The 25,443-nt window shown below is 59.5% G+C and carries 22 protein-coding genes and 1 riboswitch; of the genes, 7 read left to right on the plus strand and 15 right to left on the minus strand.

Features of this window, described 5'->3' with window-relative positions; translation table 11 throughout:
- Positions 1-117 precede the first annotated feature (117 nt).
- From WX88_RS20560 to WX88_RS20580, 5 genes are all read right to left on the minus strand, one after another.
- Positions 118-1,452 (minus strand): family 1 glycosylhydrolase, encoded by a 1,335-nt coding sequence (locus tag WX88_RS20560; RefSeq protein ID WP_046246297.1) that lies wholly within the window; start codon positions 1,450-1,452, stop codon positions 118-120.
- Positions 1,453-1,561: 109 nt separating this feature from the next.
- Complete coding sequence (locus tag WX88_RS20565) at positions 1,562-3,256, minus strand: GMC family oxidoreductase (RefSeq protein WP_082116186.1); 1,695 nt, start codon at positions 3,254-3,256, stop codon at positions 1,562-1,564.
- Positions 3,257-3,514: 258 nt separating this feature from the next.
- Positions 3,515-4,111 carry a gluconate 2-dehydrogenase subunit 3 family protein gene (locus WX88_RS20570; RefSeq protein ID WP_046246298.1) on the minus strand — a complete coding sequence of 199 codons (597 nt, stop codon included), beginning with the start codon at positions 4,109-4,111 and terminating at the stop codon, positions 3,515-3,517.
- A 255-nt stretch (positions 4,112-4,366) separates the two neighbouring features.
- Positions 4,367-5,212: an SDR family oxidoreductase gene (locus WX88_RS20575; protein WP_046246329.1), complete on the minus strand. Its 846-nt coding sequence runs from the start codon at positions 5,210-5,212 to the stop codon at positions 4,367-4,369.
- Positions 5,213-5,586: 374 nt separating this feature from the next.
- Positions 5,587-6,360: a glucose 1-dehydrogenase gene (locus WX88_RS20580; protein WP_046246299.1), complete on the minus strand. Its 774-nt coding sequence runs from the start codon at positions 6,358-6,360 to the stop codon at positions 5,587-5,589.
- A 156-nt stretch (positions 6,361-6,516) separates the two neighbouring features.
- Between WX88_RS20580 and WX88_RS20585 the strand changes: the two genes are divergently transcribed.
- Positions 6,517-6,873 (plus strand): winged helix-turn-helix transcriptional regulator, encoded by a 357-nt coding sequence (locus WX88_RS20585; RefSeq protein WP_046246300.1) that lies wholly within the window; start codon positions 6,517-6,519, stop codon positions 6,871-6,873.
- 80 nt (positions 6,874-6,953) lie between these two features.
- Here the strand turns inward: WX88_RS20585 and WX88_RS30335 are convergent, their stop codons facing one another.
- The 7 genes from WX88_RS30335 to metH form a co-directional block, all read right to left on the minus strand.
- Complete coding sequence (locus WX88_RS30335; RefSeq protein WP_046246301.1) at positions 6,954-8,099, minus strand: PA14 domain-containing protein; 1,146 nt, start codon at positions 8,097-8,099, stop codon at positions 6,954-6,956.
- Between the two features lie 744 nt (positions 8,100-8,843).
- Entirely contained in the window at positions 8,844-9,284 is a 441-nt protein-coding gene (locus WX88_RS20595) for a putative signal transducing protein (protein ID WP_046246302.1), read from the minus strand.
- Positions 9,285-9,309: 25 nt separating this feature from the next.
- On the minus strand, positions 9,310-9,828 hold the full coding sequence (locus WX88_RS20600; RefSeq protein WP_156176315.1) for a hypothetical protein: 519 nt from the start codon (positions 9,826-9,828) through the stop codon (positions 9,310-9,312).
- A gap of 91 nt (positions 9,829-9,919) precedes the next feature.
- Entirely contained in the window at positions 9,920-10,468 is a 549-nt protein-coding gene (locus WX88_RS28070) for an energy transducer TonB (protein ID WP_197076876.1), read from the minus strand.
- Between the two features lie 145 nt (positions 10,469-10,613).
- Positions 10,614-11,093, minus strand: a complete 480-nt coding sequence (locus WX88_RS20610) for a tetratricopeptide repeat protein (protein ID WP_052732917.1) — start codon at positions 11,091-11,093, stop codon at positions 10,614-10,616.
- 132 nt (positions 11,094-11,225) lie between these two features.
- The gene (gene metF / locus WX88_RS20615; protein ID WP_046246304.1) at positions 11,226-12,182 is read right to left on the minus strand and encodes a methylenetetrahydrofolate reductase [NAD(P)H]; all 957 of its coding nucleotides are present in this window, start codon (positions 12,180-12,182) and stop codon (positions 11,226-11,228) included.
- 84 nt (positions 12,183-12,266) lie between these two features.
- Entirely contained in the window at positions 12,267-15,983 is a 3,717-nt protein-coding gene (metH, locus tag WX88_RS20620) for a methionine synthase (RefSeq protein WP_046246332.1), read from the minus strand.
- Between the two features lie 200 nt (positions 15,984-16,183).
- Positions 16,184-16,290, minus strand: a riboswitch (SAM riboswitch).
- A gap of 964 nt (positions 16,291-17,254) precedes the next feature.
- On the opposite strand from metH, the gene WX88_RS20630 reads away from it, so the two are divergent.
- Positions 17,255-17,716 (plus strand): hypothetical protein, encoded by a 462-nt coding sequence (locus tag WX88_RS20630; protein WP_046246306.1) that lies wholly within the window; start codon positions 17,255-17,257, stop codon positions 17,714-17,716.
- Between the two features lie 562 nt (positions 17,717-18,278).
- Here the strand turns inward: WX88_RS20630 and WX88_RS20635 are convergent.
- Entirely contained in the window at positions 18,279-19,493 is a 1,215-nt protein-coding gene (locus WX88_RS20635) for a molybdopterin molybdotransferase MoeA (RefSeq protein ID WP_046246307.1), read from the minus strand.
- Between the two features lie 249 nt (positions 19,494-19,742).
- On the opposite strand from WX88_RS20635, the gene moaC reads away from it, so the two are divergent.
- From moaC to WX88_RS20650, 3 genes are all read left to right on the plus strand, one after another.
- Complete coding sequence (gene moaC, locus WX88_RS20640) at positions 19,743-20,228, plus strand: cyclic pyranopterin monophosphate synthase MoaC (RefSeq protein ID WP_046246308.1); 486 nt, start codon at positions 19,743-19,745, stop codon at positions 20,226-20,228.
- A gap of 8 nt (positions 20,229-20,236) precedes the next feature.
- The gene (locus WX88_RS29590) at positions 20,237-21,433 is read left to right on the plus strand and encodes an NTP transferase domain-containing protein (protein ID WP_082116189.1); all 1,197 of its coding nucleotides are present in this window, start codon (positions 20,237-20,239) and stop codon (positions 21,431-21,433) included.
- Between the two features lie 233 nt (positions 21,434-21,666).
- Entirely contained in the window at positions 21,667-22,353 is a 687-nt protein-coding gene (locus tag WX88_RS20650) for a porin family protein (protein WP_046246309.1), read from the plus strand.
- A 95-nt stretch (positions 22,354-22,448) separates the two neighbouring features.
- On the opposite strand, the gene WX88_RS20655 is transcribed toward WX88_RS20650, so the two are convergent.
- Both WX88_RS20655 and WX88_RS20660 read right to left on the minus strand, forming a co-directional pair.
- Complete coding sequence (locus WX88_RS20655; RefSeq protein ID WP_046246310.1) at positions 22,449-22,871, minus strand: molybdenum cofactor biosynthesis protein MoaE; 423 nt, start codon at positions 22,869-22,871, stop codon at positions 22,449-22,451.
- 80 nt (positions 22,872-22,951) lie between these two features.
- The gene (locus WX88_RS20660; RefSeq protein ID WP_046246311.1) at positions 22,952-23,194 is read right to left on the minus strand and encodes a MoaD/ThiS family protein; all 243 of its coding nucleotides are present in this window, start codon (positions 23,192-23,194) and stop codon (positions 22,952-22,954) included.
- 168 nt (positions 23,195-23,362) lie between these two features.
- On the opposite strand from WX88_RS20660, the gene moaA reads away from it, so the two are divergent.
- Both moaA and WX88_RS20670 read left to right on the plus strand, forming a co-directional pair.
- The gene (moaA, locus tag WX88_RS20665; RefSeq protein WP_231590759.1) at positions 23,363-24,379 is read left to right on the plus strand and encodes a GTP 3',8-cyclase MoaA; all 1,017 of its coding nucleotides are present in this window, start codon (positions 23,363-23,365) and stop codon (positions 24,377-24,379) included.
- Positions 24,380-24,448: 69 nt separating this feature from the next.
- Positions 24,449-25,240, plus strand: coding sequence for an alpha/beta hydrolase (locus tag WX88_RS20670; protein WP_046246312.1), 792 nt, complete (start codon positions 24,449-24,451; stop codon positions 25,238-25,240).
- The last annotated feature ends 203 nt before the right edge of the window (positions 25,241-25,443 follow it).

Consider the following 25,443-nt stretch of genomic DNA (forward strand, 5'->3'; position numbering starts at 1 on the left):
AGGTGCAGTAAACTACATCCAGACTTCTCTCCTGTAGAGGGCGCCGGAGACAGATTGGAAGCAAAGAGTTAAAAACGGTATCGGTTTCAACCCTTTACTTGTAAACCGATGCGGCTGCTACACTTCCACCTTCAGCGTGGCGGGCCGTTTGCTTACCTCGAACAGCTCGCCGTGGGGCACAATGGTGATTTGGCCGTATTCCTCCAGCAGCTGCTTGTAGCAAGTGGCCACGGGGCGGGGCTTGCGGTCGAGGTCAAAAAGGCCACAGGTGTTTACACGGCCCACCTTGCGGGCCAGGCCAATGTCCCAATCAACCTGGTCGATGAGCGAATACCAAGTGAAGCCGAGCACCGGCACGCCCTCGTCGCGCATGCGCAGGATGTTGACCCACTGCTTCCAGAGCCAGGTGGGGGCATCTTTGGCATCGAATACGTTGGTTTCGGTGTGCATCACCGGCTTGCGGTAGCGGTGGTAATAATCGAGCGTGATATTGTACCAACCCAGTACGTCCATGCTGGTGCACAGCTGGCCATCGGGTAGGATTATTTGCTCGTTGCGGCCGTAATAGTCGTTGCCCATAATCTGGTAGCCGGGCGGCTCGCCGGCCATGAACCAGTCGTATTCGCGCCGTGTCAGGCCATTGTCGAACAGGTAGTTCATCACGTCGCCATCGGGATGATGGGCGTACAGCAAATCCAGCGACAGGAAACGCAGCTTATTATCGAGCGTGATTTGGGGCGAAGGAATGGCCCGCAGCTCGTGGATGTATTCGGCGGATTCGCTTTGCACGATGATGCAATCGGGCCGCTGCTTGGCAATCTGCTGGGTAGCCATGATGCTGGCCGCCACCAAATGCTTCATCGCCGTGACGAAGCCCTTGTCGGTTTTCAGCTGCTCGTTCCAAACCCCGTCTTTCGCGCTGGAGCGGGCCGTGACGTAAATTTCGTTTATCGGCGTGTAGTAGCGCACCCAGGGGTAGCGCCGGGCCACCGCGCCCGCGTACTCGGCAAAGTGCACCGGCAGCTCGGGGTTCTGAAAATTGCCGAGCCAATCGGGCACACCGAAGTGCAGCAAATCCAGAATGGGGGTGATTTCCAGGCGCTGCATTTCAGCCATCACCAAATCGGCAAACTCCCAATTGTATTTATCTGGCCCGAGGTGGGTTTTGTAGTAGGGGAGGCCGTAGCGCAGCACTTTCAACCCCAGGCTCTTCACCAGGCTCAGGTCTTCCTGCCAGCGCTCGTAGTGGCCGCACTCTTCGAGCAAGTCGCGTCGTGTGCGGCCGTGGTCGATGGTCGGGTTCGAGCACTCGATGCCGGTTGCGAACATGAAATTGTTTGGCAACCCCGTGGGCAGGCCGCGCCCGTCGTGGCCGCCCGCCCCGCCGTATTGGTCGCCCTCGTAGTTGCCGTGGCCAAAATGGTCTTTGATGTTGGTCAGGAAGGACTTCATTAGTTAATGCGTCTTGGTACTTGGTACGTAGTAGCTGGCTATTAGCTCGTCGTGTGTTTATCAGCCTGTCATGCTGATAACCCAACAACCAAGCACTATGCACCACTCACTACCCATCGCGCCGCTGCTCTTTTGCCAGAAACTTATCGGCCGTGCGCAGGCTCAGCGCCATAATGGTCAAGGCTGGATTCACGCTCAGAGCGCTTGGGAAAGTGGAGTTGTCGCAGATGTAGAGATTGGGAACGTCGAAGGCACGGCCGTCGGCATCTACCACCGCGTCGTCGCCGCTCAGGCCCATGCGGGCCGTGCCGATGACGTGCGCCGAACGCGGAAACGCCCAGATATCCGTAGCCCCGGCGGCGGCCCAGATGCGGCGCATCAGTGCTTCGGCGTGGGCGTTCATCCGCCGTTCGTTTTCCTGAATATTGAAGTGCAGGCGCGGCTTGGGCAGGCCGCGGGCGTCTTTTTCTTCGGCCAGCTCCAGGTAGTTGTCGGCGTGGGGGAGGCAATCGCCGAGGATGTTGATGCCGGCCACGTGATTGTAGCCCTGCATGTAGTCGCGCAGCTGCTTGCCCCAGTACTTGCGGCCCCGCGCCACCTGCCCGGCGAAGGTAACCGGCATGACGCCAATGCTCTGGAGCAAGTACCCTCCCACGAAATCCGCATCCTTCGGCCGGTGGGTGTCCTGCGAAATCAGCCCGCCCGGAATGCCCTTGTAGGGCCGCACGGCCTCGGCAAAGGTGCCGAAAACCTGCACGCCGGGGTGCGCCATCAGGTTGCGGCCCACTTGCCCGCTGGTCAGGGCCAGCTCGTTGAGCAGCAACAGGCGCGGGGTTTCCACCGAGCCACCGCAGAGGAACAAGTGGCGGCAGCGCTGGCGCTGCTGCTCGCCATTTTGGGTGTATACCACGCCGGTGACGCGGCCCCGCTCGTCGCGCTCAATCTCGGTCACGAAGCTGTTGGGGCGAATGTCGGCCCCGTGCCGCACGGCCAGGGGAATAAAGGTGACGTCCATGCTGGCCTTGGCCCCGTTGGAACAGCCGGCCTGGCAGAAACCGCGGTTGGTGCAGGCCTCGCGCCAACCTATGCCCTCCTGATAGTAGCGGGCCGAAAGCGCCGCATTGGCCGCCGGCGAAGTTGCGATGCCGAGGGCTTCGGCGCCGCGCACCATGAGCTGCGCGGCGCCGTTCAGCGGCAGTGGCGCCAGCGGGTAGCCCTTGCGCCGGGCGGGCCCCCAGGTGTAAGGCGTGGGCCCGGAAATTCCCAAAAACTGCTCCAGCTCCTCGTAGTAAGGCTCCAGCTCTTCGTAGCCGAAAGGCCAGTCCTCGCCTTGGCCAAAGTCGCGCTTCAGATGCAAGTCGGCGGGCAGGGGGCGGGGCGTGTAGGCGGTGTAGTGCAGCGTGGAGCCGCCCACACCGGTGCCAGAGTTGTTCTTGCCCATGGCCAGCGGGTCGGTGCCAGCGCATAGCCGCTCGTCGTTCCAAAACAGAAATTCCTGCGCTTTTTCGTCGGTGGCGAAATCCTTTTCGGGGGTGTGCCAGGGGCCGGCTTCCAGCGCCACCACCTTCAGGCCGGCCATGGTCAGGCGGGCCAGCAGCGGCGCCCCGCCCGCGCCCAGGCCAATCACCACGCAGTCAACTTCGTCGGCCTCAGCTAGGATGGCCTGCGGCTGCTCCACTGGGGTAGCAATGGGTGTCGCTGCCGCTACGGGGTCATCGGCCAGCAAGGCGCGGAGCAGCGGGTCCTGAATTTCTGGTTCGACGGGGTTGATAACGCCTTCTTCGATGATTTCTTCGTCGGGCATAGGGTGGTGATTGGGGTAGGAAGAACATAACTCCCCTCCTTACCAAGGAGGGGATGTTCGAGCCAACGGCTCGAACGGGGGTGGTTAGCTTCGCTGAACTTCGTTTGGGGGCGTTGAACGGTAGTTACTGTGACGTTCCTCTGTTGTCGTTCATTCGCTATCGTTCAACGCCCTCAAACGAAGTTCAACGCCCCAACCACCCCAGCTGGCGCTTCGCGCCAGCGTCCCCTCCCTGGTAAGGAGGGGAGTGTGTGCCGTTCAGCTCACGGGCTCCCTGGGTTCGCGCTCATCCAGGCCAATGCGCGTCCAGGTGGGCAGGTCGGCCATGCCGGCGTAGCCGATTTCTTCCTGGGCCAGCGGGTGGGCGTAGTAGGTTTCAGTGAGCTCGGCCATTAATTCTTCGAAGAAGCGGCCGGCGTCGAGGGTTTGCCAGGTAGTGCCGGGTGGGTTACCGTTGGCCAGAAGTTGCAATGCCGCGTCTTGCTGCGCGGGGCTCAAAGTCGTGAAGTCGGCTTGAAATCGTGATTGGGCTATTTCCTGGATGCCGCCCAGGCCCAGGCGGTAGGCTTCGCGGTCGGGCGGGAGGGCGTCGTAGCGCCAGCCATCGGCGCGGCCCTCGGCCAGGCGCTGGTCCACGGCGGGGGCCAGTGGAATAGACTGCTCCAGGCGGTCGGGCTGCGGAAACAGGCGGGCGGCCACAGCTTCGAGCAGGGCAAAGGTTTCGGGCGCCAGGAACTGCGGCTCGTAAGCAGGCGCTTGGAGCCGGGCTTGCAAGGCGGCGCGGGTGGCTTCGGAAACGTGCTCAGTGCCCAGCAGGGCACGAACAGTGCCGCTCGGATAAACGGGGACGGGCATAGAAAAAGGCTTTGGCTGGGGCTACACCACAGCAAACGGTTCAGCTAACAACCCCTTACGTGCAAAATCTTCCCGAAGACGGAGGCTATTCGGATATTTATCAGGTTTTCAGCTTAGGCCATCCGCCGAGCTGTGGCGCAGCATACAACCTTCATAAAAAGAAGATAGGGCCAGGGAGTGCCACGCTATTATTGCTCAAAAAGTAGAAGGGGAATTCGCCTCAGCAGCCAAGTTCCTCTTTCATCAAGCCCAAGGCTATTCGTCGTTGCTGAGCTTGCCGCCGGTTACGTGAACGAGGCTGCCGGTCATGAACGAGCCGTCCTGACTGGCCAGTAGCACGTAGGCGGGCGCCAACTCTTCGGGCTGGCCGGGGCGCTTGAGGGCGACTTCGTGGCCGAATTTCTCGATTTCAGCCAGCGGCATGGTCGCCGGGATGTTGGGCGTCCAGACCGGGCCGGGCACCACGCAGTTTACCCGAATGCCCCGCTCGCCCAAGTACAAGGCCAGCGACTTGGTGAGGGCATGGATGCCGGCCTTGCTGGCCGAATAATCGACCAAAATGGGAATGCCCGTAATGCCCACGATGCTGCCCGTATTAATGATGCAGTCGTCCTGCTTGAGGTGCGGAATAGCGGCCTGCGCCATCCAGATGTACCCCAGAATATTGGTGTCGAATGTGCGCCGGATTTGCTCCTCCGGAATGTCTTCGAACTTCTCCTGGCTGGTTTGAAAGGCGGCGTTGTTCACCAAAATATTCAGCCCGCCCAGCTCGGCCAGGGTGCGGCGCACGGCCTGCTTGCACTGTTCCGGGTCGCGCACGTCGAGCTGGAGCAGCAGGCACTTGCGCTTTTCCTGCTCCACTAGTTGCTTGGTTTTCTCGGCATCGGCCACGTTTTCGTTGAACACCACGGCTACGTGGGCGCCTTCTTTGGCGAAGGCAATGGCCACGGCCCGGCCAATGCCCGAATCGGCCCCGGTGATGAGGGCAACCTTATCCTTGAGCTTGCCGGCGGCTTTATAGTTGGCAAGGTCCGAGTCGGGTTGCAGCTTCATATCGGCCTGGCTGGCCGGGTAGGGCAGCTTTTGGGCAACCGTCTTCATTTCCTTGGCGGTGGGGCGGCGCTCGGTTTTGGCGGGAGCAGGCTTGGCCGTAGCAGGGTTACGGGCTGATTTAGCCTTGGGCGAGGAGGGAGAGTCAGCGGACTTTTTAATGGGCATAATGGGCCGGTTTAGGGGGCTGCGTCAGTTTACGGGAAAGTGAGCTGAACAGCGAGATTTCACCCAGTGGGCGGTTGCCTGGAAACACCACTGCCCTAACCATATCGTGGCTAGGGCAGTGGTGTTTTCAAGCAACCGGCCATAACGGATATGCCAGCCAACCGTGAAACATATTTGCCAACAACTAGCTAATATGTTTCACGGTCGAGCCCCGTAAGCTATTGGTTAGCCTAGTCGCAGTCGGTGTGGCGGCCGACCTAGCTGCGGGCTACGCCGGCCGCGGCCACGGTGCCGTAGCCGCCATCAACCAACAGCTCTTCGCCTACCACGTAGCTCGAATCGTCGGAAGCCAAAAAGAGCACAGCTTTGGCAATTTCGGCGGCGGTGCCAGGGCGGCGGAGCGGCACTTCGCCCGATACGTGGCTGTAGAAGCCTTCCACCTGCTCATCGTCGTAGCCGGCCCGCCCGATGATGGGCGTCCGGGTGTAGCCCGGGCTCACTACGTTCACGCGAATATTACGGCTGGCCAGCTCGTTGCTCAGGTTGCGGGCCAACTGGCGGACGGCGGCCTTGGAAGCCGCATAGAGCGAGGCGCCTGGCATGCCGGCATGGATGACCGTGCTGGCGTTGATGACCACCGCCGCGCCGTCGCGCAGCAGCGGCTCGGCCTTTTGGATCGTGAAAAACACGCCCTTCACGTTGATGTCGAACGTTTCGTTGTACAGCGCTTCGGTACTGTCTTGCAGGGAGCCTCCCTTGAAGATGCCAGCATTGGCAAATACAATGTCCAGCCCGCCAAACTGGGACTTTATTTGCGCGAATAGCGCGTCTAAATCAGTCGGCGTGCTCACGTCGCTTTGCACCGCTAGCGTATTGGGGCCAATCAGTTGGGCGGCCTCGGTAAGGGTCGCCTGGTCGCGGCCAGTGATGATGACCTGAGCCCCTTCCTGGGCAAATAGTTGGGCCGTGGCCAAGCCAATTCCCGAATTACCGCCCGTTACGAGGGCCACTTTTCCTTGAAGCTTTGTCATGTGATGGTTGCTTGCGCAGCGTAAGCTCCGGCCGTCATTGGCCGGAGGCAGGGCAAAAGTGAGCTGGCTAAGAAGTCTTTATCAAGCAGGCACCAAAAAGTAAGGTCAATACCCCGACGAAACTGTTGCTGACAGTCAACGCTATAATTTCATGTCATGAAGAAAGAAATTCACGCTCCCTTTTGTGCCATCACGGCAACGCTTGATGTGCTGGGCGGAAAATGGAAAGTTTTCGTGCTCGCGCGCTTGGCTACGCATGGCATCCTGCGCTTTTCACAACTGCAAAAGCTCATCCCCAACGTAACCCAAAAAATGTTGACTCAGCAGCTCCGCGAGCTGGAAGAAGCTGGGCTGGTGAGCCGTCGCGTCTACGCCGAAGTGCCGCCCCGCGTCGAATACAGCCTGACTACCCACGGCCTCACGCTACAGCCCGTCTTGGCGGCTCTAAACGAATGGGGCAACCTGCATAGCCAAGCCCTCAACCAAGTGGTTACGGAGCGCGTCATCTGCTAATGGTTTGCCAAACAAAGGTTTCTTGTGCGGCGCGCAGCCCAGTACCGCCGGTTTTTTCGAAAGCCCAGGTGTCCGTTGCCCTACAGCCGCTGCAACACCACGCGGCGGTTACGGGGGCGCTGTGCGGGGTCGGCATTGTTGGCCACGGGCCGGGTGCCGCCGTAGCCTATGGGCCGCAGCTGGCTGGGTGCGACGCCGTGCGCCGTGAGGTAGAGGCACACCGCTTCGGCGCGCTGCTGCGAAAGCTGGCGGTTGAGCTCGGCATTACCCACGTTATCGGTGTGGCCCTGCACTTCGAAGCGCAGGGTAGGCTGCTTGCGGAGCAAGATGGCCAAGCCCGCCAAAGCTGTGCGGGCTGCGAGCGGCAGCACGGCTTGGCCCTGGTTGAAATACAACTCGGGCAAGGTCACCGTTTCCCCCACCTTGAGGCGCAGCAATTGGTCGCTGCTACCCGAATCAGCAACTACCAAAGCCGGAGCCGCAACTGCCACTCGGGGCGCCGTCACGGCGGCGCGCCGGGTGGGCGCGGGGCGGGCGTGGGGCGGCGGGACTGCCCGTCGTTTGATAGGGGCTCGGCGCGGAGGCGGACGTCTTTTTGCTACTCTCGGCTTATCTACTACCGGTGGCTTGGGGTGGGGCTTCGGCAGCCTCTTCGGTGCAGGGGTGGCCCGGGTGGGCGCCGGCCGTGGGTTGCGACTGAAAAGGAAGCTGGTAGGAATAGGTTCGGGCTTCGGCTTTTTCTTCGCAAAGCCCAATAAGTTGCGCCACAACGAAGACGGCGAGGTCAGCAGCCTATCGGGCCGCTCCCAGGTAAGGAGGGCGCGGGTATCCATAATCTCCTCGAAGTACTCCACGCGCAGCCGGTAAGGCTCGCCGGCCGTTAGCTCGATGGCGGCAGTGAACTTGTGCACAGGCTGCGCGCGCCACTCGTCCATAATCAGCCGGTCGTTTAGCCAAATGCGAATGCCATCGTCGACGGTTGCGTGAAAAACATAGCGTCCGCTGGCCGGCGGTACCAGCCAACCTGTCCAGCGTATCGAAAAGTATTCACTCATCATGCCCCGTGCGGGGGGCTGGTGTGCCCAGTTGAAATCAATGTTAGCATCGAGCCGACTCAGTACGAACTGGTCGAAATCAGGACCGTTATAGTAGTCGCCCTTGAGGCCATCACCGGTGGATGAAGGCTGGGCATGGGTAGGTGATAAGCTAAGCAGCAGCAGAAGCATAAGTAGCGTTGGCCATCTGAGCCACTGGTTATTCTCCTGAGCCATCATGCAGAAACGACAACCCCCATGGTTATGGTATTTTTATAATTAATGAAGCTATTGCACGTACTATAGAAACAATTATTAAGCTCCGGATGGGCTGGCAGAGGCCCTGCTATACGTACACGGTTTCCCAAACAGTTCTGCTTAAACCGCTATAGCAAAGGCAGTGCCCTGATTTTCTTGATATCGGGCCTCGGTGCACCATCAGCCAGAAAGCATTGTTGTGCCGGATTATTATTCTGCTTTCGTCAGAACGCAATACTCACTCAGGTCTGCTTTGAAGTACTAAAGGCAACGTTTCGGTCTTTTGCTTAATCTTCCCTTGAAACTCATGAGGTCACGTAATCAATTGATTTATCACATAAGTAAAAACTGAGAATATTATCATCGGAGTTCATGATGCGAAGGCCGTAAGCAAGCTTATCCAGAGCTTGCGCCTTTGCTACTCCTGGTGCCAAGGTGACGATGAGCGGCGATTTAGCACGGAAACATGATAAACAACTTAGACTATAAAACCAATCAGGTTCTAATAGTCAATTAATTAGTAAGCAAGTAGACAAGGATGCTTATTGATTTCACCACAAATGTATAATCGTATAGTGCTTAATGCTGAAGAAGGGCATGCCATCCATGAGCTGGTTGCCGTAATCATCTTATAATAAATACAGAAAAATAAAGCTGCCGCTGCTGCCTGCCCGGTGGCTACTTAAACTCGTTGCCGCAGTGGAAGCAATGAAACCGCTTGTCCCGCACCGGAAACCGCAGCAACACCGAGAGTAAGCCCGACCAGAACCCGTAGGTATTGCGCGTGGCTGGCCCATAAGCCACATCCGAGGAGCCACAGTGTGGGCAGCGGGGGGCCACGGGGTCGGGCGCATCGGCGGCAAAGGAGGCAACGTCGGGGCTGGTGGCTGGTGGCACGGGCACGGTGCGCAGGATTTCGAGAGCCGCCTCGGCATCGCGCTGGCGCACGTGCAGCCGTACGCCCCCGGTAATGGGGCTGTAAAGCGGCATGAGCGACACTAAATTCTCGTTGCTGAGAAAGCAGGGAATGCCAGCCGCTTCGAGCCGGGTGCGAGCCAGATTAGCTGCCATCGGCTCGTAAAACGATTCGAGGAAAACGATGGAGTCAGAGCTGGACATTGCCGGGCGGGGTCAGGCTGGGCGGCTATTTGGCGGCTGACGGCTGTTTGGCAGCTTCGCCGATGCCCTTGGCGGCGTGGCCGGCTTGCAGGGCCACAAATTCGGCCTGCCGGGCGCGCACCCTTACTTCCTCGCGGGCCGGCATGTCCATGCGAATCTGTTTGAGCTGGTCGTTCAGGCGCTGGTATACGGCGCGGGCATAGTCCCAGTCGCGGTCGGTCCAGGTGGCGCGCTGGGTGCGGGCTGAGCGTATCAGCTGCGCATAGGCGTTGGGCAGGTCGGCGGGGGTGAGGGCATTGATTTGGCCGGAGTAAGGGCCCAGCAGCTTGCTTTCCATCGCTATTTGCTGGCGTGGGTCGAGGGGCCGGGCGCGGCGGGCGCGGTTGGCTGCGTCGTAGCGGGCTGTGGCTTTGCCCACATTGGCCAGCTTCCGGCCTGCCGAGCGCGCCAGGGTATCGAGCTCACGGGCGCCTTTGCGGGCCACCTCCTGTCGTTCGCGCGGGGTTGAATCGCAGCTGGTGATGAATAGAGCAGCTAGCAGCATGCCCGAAAAAAACCTCAGTTGCAGTTTCAAGCCCTCAAGCTGTCGTATCATGTCGTGGTGCAGTTGCCAATTAAAAAAGCCTGGCTGTCTTCTACGGCTTGGCCAGGCGAAAGGTAAGCGTCAACTCGTATTCCGTGAGCACAGATTGGTTGCCTATCTTGGCCGGTATCCATTCGTTGGGAATGCTGCGAGCCACGCGCATGGCTTCCTCATCGCAGCCCCCCCCGATGCCGCGCAGCACTCGGTGGCGGTTGATTCTTCCGAGTGTGTCCACGGCAAACGTTATGGTTACCGCCCCCTGAATGTTATTGTCCTGCGCCCGCTGCGGGTATTGCATCTGGGTGGTGTAAACGGCCAGCGCCGCGTCGCCACCGATGAACATCGGCGGCTGGTCTACCGCCCGCCGCTGCCACTGGCCGGGAGCAATTTCCACATTGTAAGTTTTTTCGCCCACGGGCCGGAAGTATAGCAGCTTTTGGGTGGTGTGGTCGTAGCGCTGCACCACCACCATTTCTTTCGAAGCTGTTATCCCGTAATATTCCCACACGCCTACCTTGTTGCGGCGGTCCATCATGCCACTTTCCCATTTGGTACTATGCAGCTTCTGTGCATTGCTAGTAAAGGCTAAAGCTAAGAACAACAACTGTGAATAATAGTAAAAGTATTTCTTCATTTATAAATTTGTAAATAACGAATTAGACTGTTTGCTCCCTCCTAATGGTAGTTGGCGGAGGAGCTAAGAGGAAAGATACTAAAATGTTCTATTTCTCACCAAGCCACCCCGATTACCCTTGGTCGTCAAGGAGCTCACGCAGGCTCAGCTGTTGCTCGTACAAGCCCGGCAAGTGTGGGCAGATCACAGACAGTTTATTCAGGATAGTAAGTGCCCGGCGGTACTCGCCTAACTGCCGCATAATGCTCGCCTGGCCCCACAGGGCCCCAAAATGACGCGGTTCGCGCTGTAGCGTCTCATCAATATCGTGGAGCGATGCCCGGTATTCGCCCCGCAGGTAGTGGGCCGTGGCACGCTTGTTCCAGCCTTCGGCAAAGGTGGGTTTAAATATAATTATCCGGTTAAAATGGTCGATGGCCAGCGTGTAGTCGCCAGCCTGCATGGCCCGCATGCCGGCCTCCAGTTCCTTGTCGAGCGCGGCGTCGCCCGTGGTCAGCCACAGTTGCCAGATGCCGCTTTGCAGGGCCTCAATCTCGGCCGGTGCGGTGGCCAGCCGCAAGCGGGCAAACAGGTCGTCTAATTCATGTAGCATCTAACAATTATCATTTAACAGGCAAGTTGGCGGGAGCCGTGACTTGTATAAAGCTACCCAATAACCGGCACTACAGCTAGTACCTCTTGTACGGCTGTTAAATGCTAAATGATGATTGTTAGATAAAAAGCCTTAAAACAACTCTTTGGCCACGCGCCGAATGCTTTCCGCCTTGCCCATTGAATAGTAGTGCAGGCACGGAACGCCGTGGGCCATCAGCTCGCGGCTCTGGTTGAGGCACCACTCGATGCCGACGGTGCGAACGGCGTCGTTGTCGCGGCACTGACTCACGGCTTCCACCAGCGGCTCGGGCAGGTTGAGATAGAACGAGCGCGGCAACATGGTGAGCTGAGCCTTGGTAGTAAGCGGCTTGAGGCCCGGAATGATGGGGACGTCGATGCCCGCCGCGCGGCACAGCTTCTCGAAGCGAAAGAACTCCTCATTGTCGAAAAACATCTGGGTCACGATATACTCGGCCCCGCGGTCGACCTTATGGCGCAGGTAGCGGATGTCGGCATTATAATTCGGGGCTTCGAAGTGCTTTTCGGGGTAACCAGCCGTACCGATGCAAAAGTTGGTGGCCCAGGCTTCGTCCTGCTCCTGGTCGAGGTATTCGCCCTTGTTGAGGTTGGCTACCTGCCCAATAAGGTCGCAGGCGTAGGCGTGGCCATCGGGCTCAGGCTTAAAAACGCCTTCCGACTTGATGGGGTCGCCGCGCAAGGCCAGAATGGAATCAATACCCAGGAAGTGCAGATCAATCAGCGCATTCTCGGTTTCCTCCTTCGTAAAGCCCCCGCAGATGAGGTGGGGCACGGTATCCACGTCGAACCGGTTTTTGATGGCCGCGCAAATGCCCACGGTGCCCGGCCGGCGGCGCACGGTTTTCTTCTCCAGCAGGCCGTTGGGGTGGTGGCGGTACACATACTCTTCCCGGTGGTACGTCACGTCGATAAACGGCGGCTTGAACTCCATCAGCGGCTCAATATTGGAGAACAGCGTGTGGATGTTTTCGCCTTTTTTCGGCGGCAGGACCTCGAAGGAAAATAGGGTTTTGCCGTCGGCGCGGCGCAGGTGTTCGGTAACTTTCATTGAGAGTAGCGCGAACTTTTAGTTCGCGCCTGGGGAGGTAGGCGATGGTTGGGAAAAGGCTCAGGCGCGAACTAAAAGTCCGCGCTACTTCGGCTCGTAATTCAAATTGGGCATCAGCCAGCGCTCCAACTCGGCCAAGGGCATGTTCTTGCGCCTGGCAATGTCCTCCACTTGGTCAAGCCCAATCTTGCCCAGCCCGAAGTAGCGCGAATCGGGGTGCGCGTAGTACATGCCGCTCACCGACGAGGCTGGGTACATGGCCAGGTTTTCGGTGAGCGTGATGCCGGTTTTGCCCTCGGCGTCGAGCAGTTGGAAGAGGGTGATTTTCTCGGTGTGGTCGGGGCAGCCGGGGTAGCCCGGGGCGGGGCGCACGCCGCGGTATTGCTCCTGAATGAGGTCGTCGCCGGTAAGGTGCTCGTCGGGCGCGTAGCCCCAGAACTCGCGACGCACCCGCTCGTGCAGGCGCTCGGCAAAGGCTTCGGCCAGGCGGTCGGCCAGCGCCTTCACCATGATGCTGGAGTAGTCGTCGTGGTCAGCCTCAAACTGCTCGATCAGCTTCTCAATGCCGATGCCGGCCGTGACGGCGAACCCGCCCAGGTAGTCCTGGCGGCCGGTTGCTTTCGGGGCCAGGAAGTCGGAAAAGGCAATGTTGGGAATTTTGGGCCCCTTTTCGCCCTGTTGGCGCAACGTGAAAAACTCAGTGGCTACGGTCTCGCGCGAATCGTCGGCGTAGATTTCGATGGTATCGTAATCCACCGTATTGGCGGGCCAGAAGCCCAGCACGGCGCGGGCTGTGAGCAGCTTTTGGTCGATGATTTTCCGGAGCATGGTCTGGGCATCATCGAAGAGCTTGGTGGCGGCCTCGCCTAGGGTTTCATCGGTGAGGATGCGCGGGTAGCGGCCTTTCAGCTCCCAAGTGTGGAAGAAGGGCGTCCAGTCGATGTACTCGGCCAACTCGGCGAGGTCGTAATCCTCCAGTACCTTAGTACCCAGGAAAGTAGGTTTGGTGATGGGTGTAGTTTCCCAATCGGCCTGAAAGCCGTTGGCCCGGGCGGCCTCAATGGTCAGGTAGTTCTTGTCGCGCTGGCGGCTGGCGTAGTCGGCCCGCAGGTTGGCATAGTCGTCAGCTACGGTCTGGGCATAAGCCACTTCGCCCGAGCCTAGCAGGCCGGCCGCCACGCCCACCGAGCGCGAGGCGTCGTTGACGTGCACCACGGCGCCGCTGTAGGCCGGCGCGATTTTCACCGCCGTGTGCAGGCGCGAAGTGGTGGCGCCGCCGATGAGCAGCGGCACCTTCATGCCGCGCTTCTGCATGGCCTGGGCCACGTACACCATCTCGTCGAGCGAAGGCGTGATGAGGCCGGAGAGGCCGATGATGTCCACCTGCTGCCGCTGGGCTTCGTCGAGAATCTTCTCCAGCGGCACCATCACGCCGAGGTCCACGATGTCGAAGTTGTTGCAGGCCAGCACCACGCCCACAATGTTCTTGCCGATATCGTGTACGTCGCCTTTCACAGTGGCCATGAGGATTTTACCAGCCGTCTGGCGGTCCGAGCCTTGCTTATCGGCCAGAAGGTATGGTTCCAGGTAGGCCACGGCCTTTTTCATCACGCGAGCCGATTTAACGACCTGCGGGAGGAACATTTTGCCGGCCCCAAACAAGTCGCCCACCACGTTCATGCCAGCCATCAGCGGGCCTTCAATTACTTCCAGCGGCCGGCCTACTTGCTGGCGTACTTCTTCGGTGTCCTGGTCGATAAATTCGGTGATGCCCTTTACCAACGCATGTTGCAGGCGCTCCTGCACGGGCAGGCTGCGCCATTCATCGGCTACGACGGCCACCTTGCCTTTCTGCTGCACGGTATCGGCAAACTCCACCAGGCGCTCGGTGGCGTCGGGGCGGCGGTTCAGGAGCACGTCTTCGCAGAGTTCGAGCAGGTCTTTGGGTATCTCGTCGTACACGCCCAGTTGGCTGGGGTTCACGATGCCCATGTCCAGCCCGGCGCGGATGGCGTGGTAGAGGAAGGCCGAGTGCATGGCCTCGCGCACCACGTCGTTGCCCCGGAACGAGAAACTAATATTCGAGACCCCGCCGCTGGTGAGGGCACCGGGCAGGTTGGCCTTAATCCAGCGCACGGCCTCGATGAAGTCGACCGCGTAGTTGCGGTGCTCGTCCATGCCCGTGCCCACGGTCAGAATGTTGGGGTCGAAGATGATGTCTTCGGGTGCCATCTGCACCTCGTTCACCAAAATGTCGTAGCTGCGCTGGCAGATTTGAATGCGGCGCTCCAGCGAATCGGCCTGGCCATCTTCGTCGAAGGCCATCACCACCACGGCGGCGCCGTACTGGCGCACGGTGCGGGCACGCCGCTTAAACTCCTCCTCGCCTTCTTTCAGCGAGATGGAGTTGACAATCGGCTTGCCCTGGGTGCATTTCAAGCCCGCTTCCAGCACGCTCCACTTCGATGAGTCAATCATCAGCGGCACCCGCGCGATATCGGGCTCCGAGGCAATGAGGTTGAGGAAAGTGGTCATGGCCTGCTCCGAATCAAGCATGCCCTCATCCATATTGATGTCGAGCACCTGGGCGCCCCCTTCCACCTGGGCGCGGGCTACCGCCAGTGCTTCCTCATACGCGCCGGTCCGGATGAGGCGGGCGAAAGCGCGGGAACCCGTCACGTTGCAGCGCTCGCCCACGTTCACAAACAGGCTGTTTGGGGCGATGTTAAAGGGTTCGAGGCCCGAAAGGCGCGTCATGCGAGTTGCCTCATCCCCCCGGCTCCCTTCTTCGGAGAAGAGGGAGCTAGGCGAACTAGGTATAGAGTCGTCAGGCTGCCCATTCTCTGAAGGAGAAGGGGGCCGGAGGGATGAGGCAAGCGGACGTGGCTTGTACTTCTTCGCCAGCCGGCTTAGCTCGGCGATGTGCTGGGGCGTGGTGCCACAGCAGCCCCCCACTACCGTCACGATGCCATCCTGCAAATACTCTTCTACCAGCGCCGCAAACTCCTGCGCCGATTCATCATAGCCCCCAAAGGCATTGGGCAAGCCGGCGTTGGGATACGCCGAAATGTGCACGTCCGAAATGCGGCTTAGCTCCTCCACGTACTGTTTGAGCTGGTTGGCCCCGAGGGCGCAGTTCAGGCCCACGCTCAGCAGCGGCAGGTGGCGAATGGAATTCCAGAAGGCCTCCACCGTCTGGCCCGAAAGCGTGCGGCCCGAGGCGTCGGTGATAGTGCCCGAAATCATGAGTGGCACCTGGCGGCCCCCATCATCGAAGAATTTCTGCACCGCGTAGAGCGCCGCCTTAGCGTTGAGGGTGTCGAAAATCGTTTCGATGAGCAGCGTATCTACACCGCCGTCCACGAGGCCGCGCACTTGCTCCAGGTAGGCCGTGGCCAGCTCATCAAACGTCACGGCGCGGAAGCCGGGCCGGTTCACGTCGGGCGAAAGCGAGGCCGTGCGGTTGGTGGGGCCAATGGCGCCGGCCACGAAGCGCGGCTGCTCGGGGGTCGAGTATTCGTCGGCGGCCTCCCGGGCCAGGCGGGCCGATTCATAGTTCAGCTCATATACCACGTGCTCCAACCCATAATCGGCCTGGGCGATGGTGGTACCCGAGAACGTATTGGTTTCCACCATGTCGGCCCCCGCCGCGAAATACTCGGCGTGAATGCCTTTGATAATGTCGGGGCGCGTGAGCGAGAGCAAGTCGTTGTTGCCACGCAGGGGCTTGGGGTGGTCCGCGAAACGGGTACCACGAAAGTCCTCCTCCGTCAGCGGGTGGCGCTGAATCATTGTGCCCATGGCGCCGTCGAGAATCAGCAGGCGCTGGCGCAGTAAGTCGGAGAGGCTGAAGCGCGGACGTTGGCTTTCGCCGACCTGTGGTTGGAGGTCGCGTTCCGGGCGGGCAGGGAGGGTGGCGGTGGACATTTCTTTCAGATATGAATAGCGGGCAACTTAGCGCCTATCCAGAAAGAAACCCGAACGGTAGCGTCCGGTTTCGGCTGTCATCTTCTTTCACCAAAACGTGGTAAAACGGGAGTTGGCACCTATTCGTGGTAGGTTGCCAAGACGTCATCGGGCCCGGTCCCTCGGTCTTTCTGGATAGCAGCGCAGGGCGAAGATACAACACGACGGCAGGAAAATAGTTGATTTGGCACGAGCCGCGGGTGGAGCCTGTCGCGGCTCCACCCGTCTACATCTAATCCACGAGTGTTATTCAGCATCGTACTGAGTGCAATTAGGCGCTTGGTCATCTCCAGTTGTTAGCGGTTGTTTTTGAGGAACAGCCAGGCGTGGTCCACACGCTCATTCGTCTCAATGTAAAGTGTCAGCAGCAAGGTTGAATCCGCCGCGTATAAGATTTGAAGCGCGGATGGGCTATCCGCCCGACGCCCGGCCGCTGGCTCTGCATCATGGGGTGAAAGGCTGAACTCATGTTTCGTTGTTAAGGGTAGTTGATTCGGTTTCGGCTGGGTCGGGTAGCAGGGGCGCGCCGCCGCACACGAGTCTAAGTCTCCAGCCAAGCAAATGTTGTAAGTATATCTTTGCATCCTAAGCCCGCGTATCTTCCATCATCGTCAACCTCATTTTTCCATCTAGCCATGCATCCTCTTGCCCGCCCTTGCTCCCTGTTGCTTCTAAGCCTGACCGGGCTAGTCAGTTGCCAGTCCGGTGAGGCCGACCGTGCCCCCGACCCTACTCGCAGAATAGAGCATACGTTGGGACCCGCTACTACTTACGGGGACTTTACCCCCCGCGAAGAAGCAGAGGGAGAACTACTATCTGAATTAGATATGGTGCGGGATATCGAGCGGGGGGAACTAGAGGGAACCACCCCACAGGACCCCATTAGTATCTACAGAGGCAGAAAAAAATACCGCTTCGCCAACGTGCGGCAGCTTCGGGCGAACATTCGGTATCGCTGGGATTCTCTCAAAGCGGCCGGCCATGCACTCGACTATGATACGACTTACAAACCTTTACATAGGTAGCCGCACCACTGCTCGCTCGTGTGGCGGCACAACACTCATTCCAACCAAAAGCAACCACCCTTTTACCCACCTTCTCTTACCATGATTATAGATTACAACGCGACTTTTGAGGCTGTTCCTGGTCAGGGATACGAAAAATTGGTGCGTACGCGCGTGGCACCAGCCGGCAAAGACTATCCCACGCTGTATTTGCAGATGATTTTTAAGGCAAACTCCAAGACGCACCGGGTAAATCCGGCCACGGTGAAGAGAGATGTCAAACTACGGGTTAGACCCTATGACAACTATGACCCTAACGATGAATTCAATGCTCCGCATGATGGCCTCGAAGTTAAGGTCGATAATGAAATAGTGAGTTTCGAGTTTATTTATACCGTGACCATCAGGGGGGGAGCGATGAAAGTTAGCGGTGGCTACAAAGAGTTTATCAATGTGGAAAAGGAAATTACCACCAGTAGTACCCGGCGCGGGCTAGTGCTGGTCAAAGGCGAGCTGAACACCGTGCATGAGTATATAGCCGCTACAGCTTATAAATGGGGATGATTTGTCTCTTCTCCACCGGGCGCGTCAGAGACGCAAGCTAGCGGGGCTAGCTAGTACGACGTAGCCCCCGCGGGGGCTTTTTCTTTCTACACCTACTATATCATCGCCCGCTCACCCGCCGGCCGGAGCAGTTGGAGGTCTTCCCGGCGTCCAAGGATCATCGTTTTTCGGGCAGGCTTTTTAGGCTAGGTTCCAAGAGTCGGCTAACGACCAGACTGGGACGATGTGCGGCTCCAATCCATTGACTCACACTTTTTCGAGACGCTGTGAAAAGTGTGAGTCTATTGGGCTTCTCACACTTTCCGCGCCTCCCCAAAAAAGTGTGAGTTTCTCTCATCACTCACACTTTTGTTCACAGCCGCAAAAAGTGTGAGTCCACCTTGCGGAGGCATGCCCGAGCCCTGCCGGGAGCAAAGTCTATTTACTGCGGTCCTTTCGTAATTCTGCGTTAAAACCTGGACTAGAGCCGTTGCGGGGAGTAGCGTAGCGCGAACTTTGTAACTTGCGTCACTTTGTTTTTAAAAGTGTTTAGGTATCGTTCAGGGCCGCGAACAGCCTGGAATCATATTTCCCAGGCTGGCCACACGCTGCCCGCCGCAAAAGCCACCGGCTCCGGCGGCAACTCCAAAAAGGCCGTTGCCCCCATCAGTCCCGTCAAATCGCCGGAGCCACCCACCCGGAGAGGCGTGGCCAGGTGCTGCCCTTCCGCATCCACGGTTAGGCGTACGGGTACGAAATGGGTCAGCCGGGGCCCAAAGTGCATATCGACCGTGAGTATGGCAGCTTTGGGTACTGCCAAAGCCCCGGTCGCCGCATCCGGTTGCTGGCAGGCGCGTAGCCAGGGCCGCACGTAGCGGCAAGCGGTGATAAACGTCGAAACCGGATTGCCCGGCAACCCGAACACCACCGGGCCGGCCGTTCGAGCCCCAAACCATAGGGGCTTGCCGGGGCGCTGGCTCACTTCGTGGAAGATTTCGGTCACCGCCAGCTCGCGCAGCAGGCCTGGCAGGTGGTCGGCGCGGCCCTTGCTCACCGCCCCACTCAGCACCACAGCATCAAAGCCCGCGTCGAGGATGTTGGCCAAGCCCTGGCGGAGGGCCGCCCGCTCATCCGAAAGGTGAAACAGCGCTACTTCGGCCCCTGCCTCGGCGAACAGCGCCTGCAAGGCATACGCGTTGGAGCGCCGAATCTGATGCGGCAAAGGCGTTTCACTGATGTCCACCAGCTCATCACCGGTGCTGACGACTGCCACGCGGGCAGCCCGGGTCACGGCCAGCTCGACGGCGCCTACGGTAGCAGCTACGGCCAGCTCGGCCGGGCCCAGCCGGGTGCCAGGCATTAGCAGCGCGTCGCCCTGGCGGCGGTCGGCGGCCTGGTGGTGGATGCTGACGCCTGGTGCGTCAGGCGGTAGAATTTGAATGATGGCGCGGTTATCGGCCAGCAAAATATCCTCATAACGAATTACCGTGTCGGTGCCAGGGGGAAGCACGGCGCCGGTCATGACTTCTACCGCAGCCCGCGGGTTTCGCAGCGCCTGGGCAGGGGCCCCGGCGTACTGGGTGTGCTCGATATCAAACGCCGTTTGGCCCGCCGCCCAGGCGGAGTGAGTTACCGCGATGCCGTCCATGCTCACCCGATTGAAGGGCGGGAAGTCGCGGTCGGCGGTGAGCGTTTCGGCTAGCACCCGGCCTGCGGCCTGGGGTAGGGGTACGGTTTCGGGCGGCAAGGGCCGGGCGGTGGCCAGCACGTGGGCAAAGGCTTCGGCAACGGGTATCATTTGATGATTGTCATTTAACGTTTATCAGTCTGTTACCGCGACGCGGCTTATCAGCAACTTGAATCTTCTATTTCAACCAAGCCAGATTTAGTTCTTCCTTCGGGTAGCAGACCAGGCAGTGGCGCCGCAGCGCGAACTTTGCGGCTCGCGTTACCGAACGATACCTGACCGACTTTTAACGGCGCGAAGACGCGAACTGCAAAGTTCGCACTACGTTACCCTGAAACGGCTCCAAATGATGATTGCCAAATGAAAGACTTCACTCACATCAACGCTGCCAATCAGCCTACCATGGTGGATGTCGGCGCCAAAATGCCCACCCGCCGCGTGGCGCGCGCCCGCTGCCGGGTGGTGCTCGGAGCCGAATTGCTGAGCCGTGTGCAGGCCGGTGAGATGCCCTCGCACAAGGGGCCCGTGCTGCACACGGCCATTCTGGCGGGCATCATGGGCGCCAAGCGCACATCGGAGCTCATTCCGCTATGCCACCCGTTGGGGCTGGATGATTGCAAAGTCACGATTGAGCCCGATGGCCCCGATGCATTGCGCGTAGAATGCACGGCCGTGGTCACCGGCCGCACCGGCGTGGAGATGGAAGCCCTGACCGGCGCCACCGTGGCTGCCCTCACCATCTACGACATGTGCAAGGCGTTTTCGCACAACATCACCATCGATAGCGTGCAGCTTATCGAAAAAACCGGGGGCAAGAGTGACTTTCATCGCCCCGAAACGTTGTAAATTTCGTCATGGACAGTCTATCTACCTCCACCCCGAAACGCACCAAGCACGCCACCCTGGCCCGGCCCGATGTAGGCGAATTTGGCCGGCACGAGCTGGCCATTCTCGGTGCTCCCTGCGCTGATATTCAAGCCTTGGTAGCCCGTTTGCTGCCGCATCTGGCCCCGCAGCTGCGCGTGGCCTACGTCGATGCCGACCACGCCGCCAGCGACGCAATCACTGCCGAAGCCGCGCCCGAAACCGCCCTCCGGCTCTTGCCCTACGTAGCGGAGAATGGCCTTTCGGCGGAGTTGATTGATAAAATCAGCCATCGCCAGCTCAACCTAACCCGGGCCCTCGACAAGTTTTCGCAACCCGAGCTGCTGGCCCACGAAAGCGTGGTGCTGGTGAATGGCAACCACTTCCGCGCCCGCCAGCAAGTCGTCATCGTCGACCCGCGCAAGCCGCTGGATAAGAAGCTCGACCGCCTGACCGACGTGCGGCTGATTCTCCTCGCCGAAGGCCAGACCGACTTGCCCGCCGGACTGGCCGAGCACCTGAGTGCCGCTCCCCTGCCGCCCGTGCTGCCCCTCGCGGACACGGGCAAAATTGCCGCCTTCATCCAGCAGTGGTACTTGCTGGCCGTGCCGGTGCTGCGCGGTCTGGTGCTGGCCGGTGGCCGCAGCGAGCGCATGCAAACCGACAAAGGCGCCCTGCACTACCACGAGCTGGACCAGCGGCAGCACACTGCCGCGCTGCTGGAGGAGTTTTGCCCTGACGTCCGCGTGTCCGTGCGCCCCGACCAGCTCGCTGACCTGCCCGTCGGCCTTACCCCGCTGCCCGATACTTTCCTGGGGCTGGGCCCGCTGGGGGGCGTCCTCTCCGCATTTCAGGCCGACCCCAACGCGGCGTGGCTGGTGCTGGCCTGCGACCTGCCCTTCCTTAATCGCGCCACGCTGGAGTTCTTGGTGACTAACCGACGACCGGCCCGGGCCGCCACGGCTCTGCGCAGCCCTTGGGACGAGTTTCCCGAGCCGCTGGTCACCATTTGGGAGCCGCGCAGCTACGGACAGCTGCTGCGGTTTCTGGGCATGGGCTACTCCTGCCCACGCAAAGCGCTGATTAACTCCGATATCGAACTGCTCAACCCGCCAGCCCCCGAGGAACTGCGCAACGTGAACACGCCCGAGGAACGCGCTCAGGCGCAGCGGGAGCTGATTCGCTAAATTCCGATAGCCACCCGCTGCTGGAAGCTGCGGGCGGTTCGGAGGCCTAAAATCAGGCCTGAAAACAGCACACGCTTAACTAGCTGAAAATCTGCCTGGCTATTCCATAGCCAGGCTTTTTCTGATTGCTGCTTTCAGTACATTGGGGCGAGAATAGCCGTTTATAGCTCAGGTTGGCACACTTTTCGAATGAAGCCAAACCAGATTTATTTCTTAACCAGCTATTAACTGACATGAAAAAATATAAATTTATAGGAGCCGCACTGCTGGCAATGGCGGCCGCTTCTTCAGCTCAAGCCCAGGACATCCGCTTCGGCTTGCGGGCTGGCGCCAACTACACGAACTTGGCCGGCAATATCAAAAACGAGAATACGTACAACAATAAAGTGGGCTTCCTGGGCGGCGTGATGCTCAATGCCCCGCTGCTAGGCGACGGATTGCTCTCATTGCAGCCGGAGGTGCTGTACTCGCAGAAAGGGTTTGAGAATAAGCCGACCGAGTATACGTCGGTCTTGGGTAAGCAGCAGCGCGAAGGCAAGGTGAGCTATAACTACCTCGACGTGCCGGTGCTGCTCAAATTCAAGGCCCTGGGCTTTGTGGCTGAAGCCGGCCCGCAGTATTCTTACCTGCTGAGCGGCAACAACCAAACCAAAACCACGACCACGCCTACCATCGGCAACCCCAGCGTGGCCGAGACACAGAACAAAACCGATGTAAGCGGCCTGAACCGCAACGAGCTGGGTTACGTGGCCGGTATCGGCTACGAAGCTAGCAACGGCCTGAGCCTGAGCGTACGCTACACCGGTGCCTTCAGCGACTTCGTGAAGAGTGAAAACAACACTTACTTCAACGGTGACCTAAAGAATGCCCGCCATTCGGCCTTTCAGCTCTCGCTGGGCTACCTGATACCGAGCAAGTAAGCGCTGTAGCGGTACAATTTGAGGTATTTCCAAGAGTAAATACAAAATGCCCGGTCTCTTCGCGGAGACTGGGCATTTTGTTGTTGCAAAAGCGCTTATGGGTGCGCTGCTACCCACTCGGTGCCGTCTTCATATTCTTCGTGCTTCCAGATGGTTACGACCTGTTTTAGGGTGTCAATGATAAACTGACAAGCGGCGAAGCTTTCGGCGCGGTGGGGGGTAGCCACGGCTACTACCACGGCCACGTCGCTCAGGTTTAGGGTGCCCTTACGGTGCACCACGGCCACTTGCTGTAGCATGGGCCATTTTTCGTAGGCTTGGGCTACCACGTGGCCGAGCTGGGTGAGGGCCATGCTGTCGTAGGACTCATAGTGCAGGCGGCGCACGGGCCGGCCACCCGATTGGTTGCGCACTGTGCCGATGAACGCATTCACGGCCCCGGCAGCTTCAGTTTGCACGGTGGCCAGGACGGCGGCCACATCAATGGCTTGGTCAGTAATGGAAAGATGAGGCGTCATAAGGGTAGTACCGTGGCACGCTGCGAATCCGCGCGGTGGAGCGCTTCGTTTGGGCGCGGACTCGCAGGGTCCACGCTATTTTAGCCGCCGGCAACGGGCGGAATGAGGGCGATTTCGTCTACAGTATGCAGGGCTTGGTCGTTGGCGGCGTACTCGTTGTTCACGGCTACGGCGCAGCTGCGCAGCTGGCCCAGCGCGGGGTACTGCCGGCGCAGCTCCTCCAGCAGCGCCCCGACGGTGGCGGGGGCCGGGGCGGGCAGCTCAATCAGGGCCGTGCCCACAATGTCGCGGGTGATGCCGTACAAGGCGATTTTTAAAGACATATCTTTCGACGTAAATGTTGGTCAAAACCAGCGCTCGGCGACTGTCTGGGCCGCTGCCGCGCTCGGCACCTGAACACCTTTCGCTCGTCGGGGGTTTAGGCGCAAGCCGGCGGTGCTACGTACAATCGGGCAAAATTGGTGATAAACGTGCTTCCAGCTGCTCCTTCTTTGGCCCCTCCGGTGGTGGCGCCCCTTTTCGACCAGCACGGCCGGCCGCTGGAGTACCTGCGCCTGGCCGTGACGGACCGCTGTAACCTGCGCTGCTTCTACTGCATGCCCGAAGAAGGTATCAACTACATGCCCAAGCACGACCTGCTGAGCTACGAGGAAATGCTGCGCATTACCGGCCTGCTGGCCACGCTGGGCGTGCGCAAAGTGCGGCTGACTGGCGGTGAGCCCTTTGTGCGGCGCGACCTGGTGCCCTTTATGGAGCGCCTAGCGCAGCTGCCCGGTATCGACGACCTTAGCCTGACCACCAATGGCGTGCTCACGGCGCCCTACGTGCCCGCCCTGGCCCGAATGGGCGTGAAGGCCGTCAACCTCAGCCTCGATACCCTCGACCGTGCCCGGTTTGCCAGCATCACGCGGCGCGACGAGCTGCCGCGGGTGCTGGAAACCTTCCACGCCTTGCTGGATGCGGGTATTCAAGTGAAAATCAATACCGTGGTGATGGCTGGGCAAAATATTGCCGACCTCATTCCCCTGGCCGACCTCAGCCGCAGCTTGCCCGTGGATGTGCGCTTCATCGAGGAAATGCCCTTCAACGGCGGCAGCCACGAGGCCGGGCCGGCGTCGCTGCCGTGGCACCACGTGCGCATCCGGCAGCACCTGGAGGAGCATTTCGGCGAGCTTACGCCAGTGGTTACGGCGGCGGGCGCCACTGCGGCAGACTATTCCATTGCCGGGCACCAGGGCCGTGTGGGCATCATCGCGGCTTATTCGCGCACTTTCTGCGGTACTTGCAACCGTCTGCGTCTCACGGCCGAAGGCGGCATCAAAACCTGCCTCTACGATCAAGGCGTGCTGGATGTGCGGGCCCTCCTGCGCAGCGGCAAGGACGATGAGCAAATAGCCGCGGCATTGGCCGCCGCCTTCCGCTTCCGGGCCGCCAACGGCTTTGAGGCGGAGCGGCAACGGCCGCTGCATCAGCTCAGCTTCGAGAGCATGGCTACCATTGGCGGGTGAACTGCCTGTGGTAAGCTGCGTTTGGCTTTCTTGATTTTTATGACAGCCCCTTGGGCTTTGCGGTTGCTTATGAAAGTTGTTCTTATTGTGGTCGGCGTGCTGGCAGTGCTGTATGTGCTAGTATGCTGTGTATTGTATTTCAAGCAGGAAAGCCTGCTGTTTTTCCCAACCCAGCTGCGCGCCGATTACCAGTTTCAGTTTCCCGGCAGGTTTGAGGAGCGTTGGATTACGGCAGCCGATGGCACCCGGCTGCACGGCGTGCTGTTTAAAGCGATGAGTCCCAAGGGGCTGGTATTCTACCTGCATGGCAATGGTGGGACGGTAGACAGCTGGGCCCCCGCCGCCGACGCTTACACCAGCCTGCACTACGACGTTTTTATCCTCGACTATCGTGGCTATGGCAAGAGCGAAGGCCGAATAACGAGCCAAGCCCAGCTACTGAGCGACGTGCAGACCGCTTACCAGCAGCTATTGCCGGAATACCCCGAAAGCCAGACCGTGATTCTGGGCTATTCGGTAGGCACGGGGCCGGCGACGTGGCTGGCCGCCCAGCAACACCCGAAGCTGCTGATTTTGCAAGCGCCATACTTCAGCATCCGCGACTTGGCTACGCGTCTGTATCCGTTTGTGCCGGGCTTCCTGGTGCGCTACCCGATGCCTACTAATGAGTTGATACAGCGCGTGAAAGCGCCCATCGCGCTATTTCACGGCGACCAGGATGAGGTGATTTACTATGAGTCGTCGCTCAAGTTGCAGGCACTATGCAAACCTTCCGATAGGCTGATTGTACTACCAGGCGCGGGGCACAACGCTATGACGGACAACCCGCTCTACAGGTGTGAAGTAGCCAAGCTGCTTTGACAGACGTGTTGCATTACCGGAAGCGCCGGAAATAGAACCGCTAAGCCCCGGTTTTTGCGTGCTTAGTAAATGAATAGCGGTACTTGTTGCCTGAAGCTTTTTAAACCCCTTTATTTATTATAAATTTCACCAAATTAACCTTATTTGCCCGATGGGTTTAACGTGTAGAAAATAAAGGGGTTAAGCCGAATTAACGACCTATC

Source organism: Hymenobacter terrenus (genome assembly GCF_000972495.1).
In the GTDB taxonomy this organism is placed as follows: Bacteria; Bacteroidota; Bacteroidia; order Cytophagales; family Hymenobacteraceae; genus Hymenobacter; species Hymenobacter terrenus.

What these genes read in the sequence shown, in the direction of transcription:
- WX88_RS20560 (WP_046246297.1), bottom strand. Translation starts at nt 1,452, where the DNA reads ATGAAGTCCTTCCTGACCAACATCAAAGACCATTTTGGCCACGGCAAC.
- WX88_RS20565 (WP_082116186.1), bottom strand. Translation starts at nt 3,256, where the DNA reads ATGCCCGACGAAGAAATCATCGAAGAAGGCGTTATCAACCCCGTCGAA.
- WX88_RS20570 (WP_046246298.1), bottom strand. Translation starts at nt 4,111, where the DNA reads ATGCCCGTCCCCGTTTATCCGAGCGGCACTGTTCGTGCCCTGCTGGGC.
- WX88_RS20575 (WP_046246329.1), bottom strand. Translation starts at nt 5,212, where the DNA reads ATGAAGACGGTTGCCCAAAAGCTGCCCTACCCGGCCAGCCAGGCCGAT.
- WX88_RS20580 (WP_046246299.1), bottom strand. Translation starts at nt 6,360, where the DNA reads ATGACAAAGCTTCAAGGAAAAGTGGCCCTCGTAACGGGCGGTAATTCG.
- WX88_RS20585 (WP_046246300.1), top strand. Translation starts at nt 6,517, where the DNA reads ATGAAGAAAGAAATTCACGCTCCCTTTTGTGCCATCACGGCAACGCTT.
- WX88_RS30335 (WP_046246301.1), bottom strand. Translation starts at nt 8,099, where the DNA reads ATGCTTCTGCTGCTGCTTAGCTTATCACCTACCCATGCCCAGCCTTCA.
- WX88_RS20595 (WP_046246302.1), bottom strand. Translation starts at nt 9,284, where the DNA reads ATGTCCAGCTCTGACTCCATCGTTTTCCTCGAATCGTTTTACGAGCCG.
- WX88_RS20600 (WP_156176315.1), bottom strand. Translation starts at nt 9,828, where the DNA reads ATGCTGCTAGCTGCTCTATTCATCACCAGCTGCGATTCAACCCCGCGC.
- WX88_RS20610 (WP_052732917.1), bottom strand. Translation starts at nt 11,093, where the DNA reads ATGCTACATGAATTAGACGACCTGTTTGCCCGCTTGCGGCTGGCCACC.
- metF (WP_046246304.1), bottom strand. Translation starts at nt 12,182, where the DNA reads ATGAAAGTTACCGAACACCTGCGCCGCGCCGACGGCAAAACCCTATTT.
- metH (WP_046246332.1), bottom strand. Translation starts at nt 15,983, where the DNA reads ATGGGCACAATGATTCAGCGCCACCCGCTGACGGAGGAGGACTTTCGT.
- WX88_RS20630 (WP_046246306.1), top strand. Translation starts at nt 17,255, where the DNA reads ATGATTATAGATTACAACGCGACTTTTGAGGCTGTTCCTGGTCAGGGA.
- WX88_RS20635 (WP_046246307.1), bottom strand. Translation starts at nt 19,493, where the DNA reads ATGATACCCGTTGCCGAAGCCTTTGCCCACGTGCTGGCCACCGCCCGG.
- moaC (WP_046246308.1), top strand. Translation starts at nt 19,743, where the DNA reads ATGAAAGACTTCACTCACATCAACGCTGCCAATCAGCCTACCATGGTG.
- WX88_RS29590 (WP_082116189.1), top strand. Translation starts at nt 20,237, where the DNA reads ATGGACAGTCTATCTACCTCCACCCCGAAACGCACCAAGCACGCCACC.
- WX88_RS20650 (WP_046246309.1), top strand. Translation starts at nt 21,667, where the DNA reads ATGAAAAAATATAAATTTATAGGAGCCGCACTGCTGGCAATGGCGGCC.
- WX88_RS20655 (WP_046246310.1), bottom strand. Translation starts at nt 22,871, where the DNA reads ATGACGCCTCATCTTTCCATTACTGACCAAGCCATTGATGTGGCCGCC.
- WX88_RS20660 (WP_046246311.1), bottom strand. Translation starts at nt 23,194, where the DNA reads ATGTCTTTAAAAATCGCCTTGTACGGCATCACCCGCGACATTGTGGGC.
- WX88_RS20670 (WP_046246312.1), top strand. Translation starts at nt 24,449, where the DNA reads ATGAAAGTTGTTCTTATTGTGGTCGGCGTGCTGGCAGTGCTGTATGTG.